The organism is Alkalibacterium iburiense, from assembly GCF_039521845.1.
In the GTDB taxonomy this organism is placed as follows: domain Bacteria; phylum Bacillota; class Bacilli; order Lactobacillales; family Carnobacteriaceae_A; genus Alkalibacterium; species Alkalibacterium iburiense.
On the sequence record NZ_BAAACW010000139.1, the window covers coordinates 1 to 5750 of the forward strand.

At 39.4% G+C, this 5750-nt stretch carries 5 protein-coding genes; 1 reads left to right on the top strand and 4 read right to left on the bottom strand.

Annotation, left to right across the window (positions count from 1 at the left end; genetic code table 11):
• Positions 1–110 precede the first annotated feature (110 nt).
• The 4 genes from ABDZ53_RS11070 to ABDZ53_RS11085 all read right to left on the bottom strand — a co-directional run bounded on the left by ABDZ53_RS11070 (position 111) and on the right by ABDZ53_RS11085 (position 4672).
• Complete coding sequence (locus ABDZ53_RS11070) at positions 111–2102, bottom strand: FtsX-like permease family protein (RefSeq protein ID WP_343756533.1); 1992 nt, start codon at positions 2100–2102, stop codon at positions 111–113.
• On the bottom strand, positions 2095–2862 hold the full coding sequence (locus tag ABDZ53_RS11075; RefSeq protein WP_343756534.1) for an ABC transporter ATP-binding protein: 768 nt from the start codon (positions 2860–2862) through the stop codon (positions 2095–2097). The genes ABDZ53_RS11070 and ABDZ53_RS11075 overlap by 8 nt, the downstream gene beginning before the upstream one ends.
• A gap of 153 nt (positions 2863–3015) precedes the next feature.
• Positions 3016–4014: a sensor histidine kinase gene (locus tag ABDZ53_RS11080; protein WP_343756535.1), complete on the bottom strand. Its 999-nt coding sequence runs from the start codon at positions 4012–4014 to the stop codon at positions 3016–3018.
• Positions 3995–4672 carry a response regulator transcription factor gene (locus ABDZ53_RS11085; protein ID WP_343756536.1) on the bottom strand — a complete coding sequence of 226 codons (678 nt, stop codon included), beginning with the start codon at positions 4670–4672 and terminating at the stop codon, positions 3995–3997. The genes ABDZ53_RS11080 and ABDZ53_RS11085 overlap by 20 nt, the downstream gene beginning before the upstream one ends.
• A 138-nt stretch (positions 4673–4810) precedes the next feature.
• Between ABDZ53_RS11085 and ABDZ53_RS11090 the strand changes: the two genes are divergently transcribed.
• The gene (locus tag ABDZ53_RS11090) at positions 4811–5701 is read left to right on the top strand and encodes a hypothetical protein (RefSeq protein ID WP_343756537.1); all 891 of its coding nucleotides are present in this window, start codon (positions 4811–4813) and stop codon (positions 5699–5701) included.
• Positions 5702–5750 lie beyond the last annotated feature (49 nt).

The window sequence follows — 5750 nt, forward strand, 5'->3', positions numbered from 1 at the left end:
CAAGTGATAGTGATTACCGTTTGAGGTGATAGGCTTTCTAGCGGGTAAAACTTTATACTTTCCTATTCTAAAAAAAAAGAGAAACCCACAGAAGGTTTCTCCTTTTTACTTTATTCCACTATTTTCAAGTAGACTCTGGAAGTAATGCGGTAGATTATCCAGTACAGGAGTGCAAAAGCTCCTACGACACCTAACGTACACAAAATGAGTAAGCGGTGGCTCATAATACCGAATACCAGAAGCATTTGATGAATAATCGGATAAGCAAAGGCTGTATGCACAGCTGCGACAAGCAAGGGTAAGGTAAACATCCAGACAATCTGTGAACGGGTGGCCTGACGAGTGGTTGCTTTATCCAGCCCGACTTTCTGCATAATCTGTACACGTTCCCGGTCGTCATAGCCTTCAGATACTTGTTTGAAGTAGGTGATTAAAGCCGCTCCGATAGTAAATAAGCTTCCTAAAAAGATACCTATAAACAAGAATCCACCATTCATACTAAACCATTCTTCTCGGTTGGCAGACCGTGATTCGTAAAACACCCCTATATCCAGTCCAGGCTCTAAAAGGTTTCTTTCCATCTTCTCTCCATAAGCCAGTTTCTCTTCATCAGAAGCAGTCGTACTCCAGTACATATCCGCTGACCAGTTCATTGTATACGGATCATTTTCTGGATTGTAGTCTGAAACAATTGTATCAACGACTTCTAAATTGGGTGTCACGACAATTAAGGCATCAGTGAAAGCCAAGTTGACATCCAACAAGTTCGGAAGTGTTTCTAACTCTTTTGTTTCAAAATCTTGGCTGCCTAGTTCTAAATGATTGCCTTCTAGCTCCACTCCATCTGCATATACATAAACCTGGCCTTCTTCTAAAGAAAGAGGCTCTTCCATAGTACCATTCAGTTCTCCCATAGGTAAAAGCATGAGCATAGTCGGTAAACCATCCCCTAGTTCATAGGGTCTGTTGATAAACGTATTGTTTTCCACACTTCCGAAGAGATTAATATATTTAAAAGAAGTGATTGTTTCTATTTCTAACCCTTCTTCATGTGTCAAATCAGTGATATAACGGCTCAAAGAATTAAGCTGATCAGACAATTCCTCTCCAGTCATTTCTGAATCGGTCATAATAGAAGCCGTATTTTCTTCTGGAAACCGATTAGAGAGAGTTTCTTCCGTACCAACGAAAAGAGTGACGGTTGTGGACACAGATATAATGACCATGACGGACAGGATACTGATATTGGCCAGTCCAACGGCGTGCTGTTTCATTCGGTAAAGCATCCCTGAAATAGCAATGAAAGGACCTGGTTTATAATAGATTTTTTTGTTTTTCTTCAAAGCTTTCAAAACGATAATGGAACCGGCTGTATACAAGAGATAGGTTCCTATAATGACTAAGAGAACAGCTAGAAAAAATTGAGTAATCGCACTAATAGGGTCTTCGATAGTGAGTGATATCCAGTATCCTGCTATCAAAGAAATGAGTCCGATGATAAAGAGTATCGGAGAACTTTTAGGTTCTTTTTCTCCTTTATTCCCTCCTTTAAGTAAATGGATGGGATTAGAAAACTGAACTTGTGCACTATTATAAAGCAAAGCAATAATATAAATTACACTAAACAGACCAGCACTTAATGCCGCTGATTCCCATGATGCCGAATATTCCATGGCTACCGGCAAGCGAAGCAGGAAGTTCAAGAATAAAAACATCAGCTGTCCTAAAAATAAGCCGGTTAATATCCCAGCCAAGATACTAAAGCCACTCACTAGGATGGACTCAATAGCCAGCACTCGGGTGATGTGTCTTTTCCCTAGACCTAAAATATTATATAAGCCTAACTCTTTTTTACGTCTCTTCATCAGGAAGCTATTGGTATATAAAATAAAGATGACTGAAAAGAAGCCGATGACAGCTGTTCCCATCGCAAATAGAGAGGGCAATGTGGCTGATACACCGTGAACAAAATCATTGGTGAGTAAAGTCGACATCATATAAAACATGGCAATCGTGATAATAGATGAGACGACATAAGGCACATAAAGTTGACGATTAGCCTTAATATTTCTCCAGGCTAGCTTGAAAGAAAAACTACTCATCTAAGTCACCTCTTTTAGATGATACAAGGATAGACTGAGTGATTTTTTCCATGAACTGTTCAGAAGTCTGATCGCCACGGTAAAGCTCATGGTACACCCGTCCATCACGGATAAATAAGACACGTTTTGAGTAACTCGCCGCACGGGCACTATGCGTTACCATTAAAATTGTTTGCCCTGCTTCATTTATATCCGCGAAAATGTCCAGTAGATTTTGAGAAGCTTTTGAATCCAATGCCCCTGTTGGTTCATCCGCTAATACTATTTTAGGTTGCGTAATTAAAGCACGCGCTATGGCGGCACGCTGCTTTTGTCCACCAGATACTTCATAAGGGTAGCTTTCTAAAATTGAACCTATACCTAAGCTTTGAGCGAGTGGATACACTCGTTTTTCCATTTCTGTCATAGGTGTTCGCGCTAATACTAAAGGCAGTAAAATATTATCTTTCAAAGTGAAGTTATCAAGCAGGTTGAAATCCTGGAAAACAAAGCCAAGTTGTTCTCTTCTAAATTTTGAAAGGTCTTTCTCCTTAATTTTTGACAACGACTCTCCTTCTAGATACACGTCCCCTTCTGTTGGGGTATCTAAAGTGGATAAAATATTCAATAAGGTCGTCTTACCAGAACCCGACTCACCCATGACTGAGATGAATTCTCCTTTTTCAACTGAAAAATCGACCTGACTTAAAGCTTCCGTTCCTTTAATTCCTAAACGAGTGGTGTACACCTTTTTTAATTGACTAACTTCCATAAATGACATATCTCTTCATCCCTTTATCTTTTTTAACACAGATAGGTGGTCTATCTGGCCTGTGAATTAAGAATACTCTTTTCAGCTTAAGCCAGCATTTATCTATTCTTACAAAACAGGAAAAGAACCTTACAGGTTTGTAAGATTCCTTTTCCTTGTCTATTAGTCAAATACAGGCACATCCGGTCGATAAAAATTGATAATGGCTTTTGTGCCTTTTCCGACTTCTGACTCGATTGTCAGTGTATGCCCTAGTCGTCTGCACACCATTTGTGATAGAAAGAGACCTAAACCAGTCGACTTATTGTGCAGTCTCCCATCTCGTCCTGTATAACCTTTGTCAAAAATCTTAGGTAAGTCTTCTTTTCTGATGCCGCTGCCGGTATCTTCTATGACTAATTGCTCTGGTGACGCCATGTAAATGCGAATCGTACCGGCCGGTGTATATTTCAAACTATTGGAAAGCAGCTGTTCCAACAACACTTGAAGCCATTTTCTATCAGTCAGCACTTTAGTCTGAATCGCTGAGTAGTCTATGCTGATGTTGTTGTAGATAAAGAGTACCGAGTATTTTTTTATCGTTTCTTTAATGACGCTATCCAACTTGATTTTCTCTAGATCCAGTTCTTTCCCTGTTTCTTCCAGTTTTAAGTAATTGAGCGCCATATGCGTGTAATTGTTGAGTGAAATAAGCTCCAGTTCCATTTGCTTTTTTTCAGGTGATTCACTGGCTTCTCTTTCCAAAATCAGACTCATGGCAGAAAGTGGCGTCTTAATTTGGTGCAGCCATAATGTAAAATAATCCATCTGTTCTTTCTCTTTCAGTCTCGTCTCTTCTTTATACTTTATATACTCAGCCTCCAGCTTTTTATACTGGGCTTCATAGGCATCATCCAGGGATGACACCTGCTCCAACTCTAAATCATCAGATCTTAACTGCTCCATTCGCTCAATTCTCTGTTTAAAAGCTAGCCACTGAATGATGAGACTGCAGAGCCATATAAAGATTGACAGCTGAGTCGCATACCAGAAAAAATAAAAGGGTGCCCGTGTCAGAAAGATCAATACAGCAAAGACCCCTATTACAATCCCTAGAATATAAAGCTGAGGCAAAACGGCTTTTATGAAAGGCTTGAGCCATTTATTCTTTATTAATTGCATAGCCGACTCCTTTTTTTGTCAGGATAAAGTCTTCTTCCCCTATATCTCTTACCTTTTTTCTCAACCGGGTGATATTGACGGCCAATGTATTGCCATCAATAAAGGATTCATCTTCCCATAAATCCCGCATAATTTTTTCTTTGGAGACATACTCTCCCTTTCCATTTAAGAGTATTTCCATAATTTTGCTTTCATTTTTAGTCAGTGAGACCGTCTCTTCCTTATAGCTTAAGGTCAAATCAGAGGGTTTCAGAATCACGTGATTAAAGGTCACAAAATCATCTTGTTCTTTAAAATCATAGGTTCTGCGCAACAAGGCCTGAATTTTGGCGACGACGATGGATAGACGGAAAGGTTTTTGTATATAATCGTCCGCACCCATTTGGATAGCCATTATCGTATCCATGTCATCGGTCTTTGAAGAAATGAATATAATCGGGACTTCAGATACTTTCCGTATTTCCTGACACCAGTAATACCCGTTAAAAGCAGGGAGGGTGATGTCCATTAGCACCATCTGAGGTTTCACGTCTAAAAATTCATCCAGCACGTGATTAAAATCTTGAACGATATGAACAGAGTAATCCCATTTCGTTAACCCTTCTTTTAAAGACTCCGCAATCACCTTGTCATCTTCCACAATCATTACTGAAAACATATGCCTGACTCCTTTGTGTCATTCTTTTTTTAAGTATACCACTCTCCTATTCAAATGGGAGATTCCTTCTAAAAATCCGACTAGAGACCCATTTCTGGAAGGGTTTTCTGTGCTATAATTTAAGAAAGGAGGATGCTCATGTTACATACATACGAACGGTTGCTCATCAAGCTGGACCGATTAATCGAAAAAGAACAGTCGGCTGAAGCTCATTTTGTGGAGAAAGACAGGGCTTATCATGAGGCTAAAAAGGTGTTTGAAAAGGAAAGCGAGGATGTTGAACGGGTTGAGTCGCAATCGTTCTCATCTTTTCTGAGAAACGTTATAGGTACCTATGAGAAGAAGCGGGATAAAGAAAGAGAAGAAATGGTTCAAGCTAAAATGCATTTAGATATGGCTTCAGCTTTACTACTGGAAGCCAGAGAAGACTTAGTGACTATCCGTGATCAGGTAACCGACTTAAAGAAGGATATTGATAAGATGCGAGAGGAATTGCTCGCTAATGATGCTTACTTCCAGGAAGTCGTCACTGAAGAAGAACATAAACGCCTGGAATGGAATCAGGAAATTGAAGAAGTCGATGAAGCGTTAGCCGCAGGAAATAGTGTGTTGAACGGGTTAGATCATGTTCTAAACTCACTGGAATCTGCAGACTCACTGGCTACGTGGGACCTATTCTCAGACAGCTTTATTATTGACATGATGAAATACAACAAAATTGATTCGGCTGAAAAAGATATGATGTATTTGGAAGGATTAATTGAGAGTTACCAGAAGGAATTAAAAGATGTGCATCTGGAGACAGCTTTGCACTACGAAAGGCACGATCAAATGAGCCGTGTCTTTGATATATTTTTTGACAATATCTTTTCTGACTGGAATACAAAAGATAAAATCCAGCGTAATATTGATAATCTTGGTCGTATGGAAAGAGAAGTGCAAGAGATACAAGAGATGCTGAAACAGCATAGGAATGACTTAATTGAAAAGATTCAAGTATCAGAAATCACTAGTGTTGCATTAAATTAAAAAGAACTAGTACTTACTACTTGTTACATTCCTCACATGTGGTTTTCTC

Excerpts from the sequence above, each read along its gene's own strand:
- ABDZ53_RS11070 (WP_343756533.1), bottom strand. The coding sequence starts at position 2,102 with ATGAGTAGTTTTTCTTTCAAGCTAGCCTGGAGAAATATTAAGGCTAAT.
- ABDZ53_RS11075 (WP_343756534.1), bottom strand. The coding sequence starts at position 2,862 with ATGTCATTTATGGAAGTTAGTCAATTAAAAAAGGTGTACACCACTCGT.
- ABDZ53_RS11080 (WP_343756535.1), bottom strand. The coding sequence starts at position 4,014 with ATGCAATTAATAAAGAATAAATGGCTCAAGCCTTTCATAAAAGCCGTT.
- ABDZ53_RS11085 (WP_343756536.1), bottom strand. The coding sequence starts at position 4,672 with ATGTTTTCAGTAATGATTGTGGAAGATGACAAGGTGATTGCGGAGTCT.
- ABDZ53_RS11090 (WP_343756537.1), top strand. The coding sequence starts at position 4,811 with ATGTTACATACATACGAACGGTTGCTCATCAAGCTGGACCGATTAATC.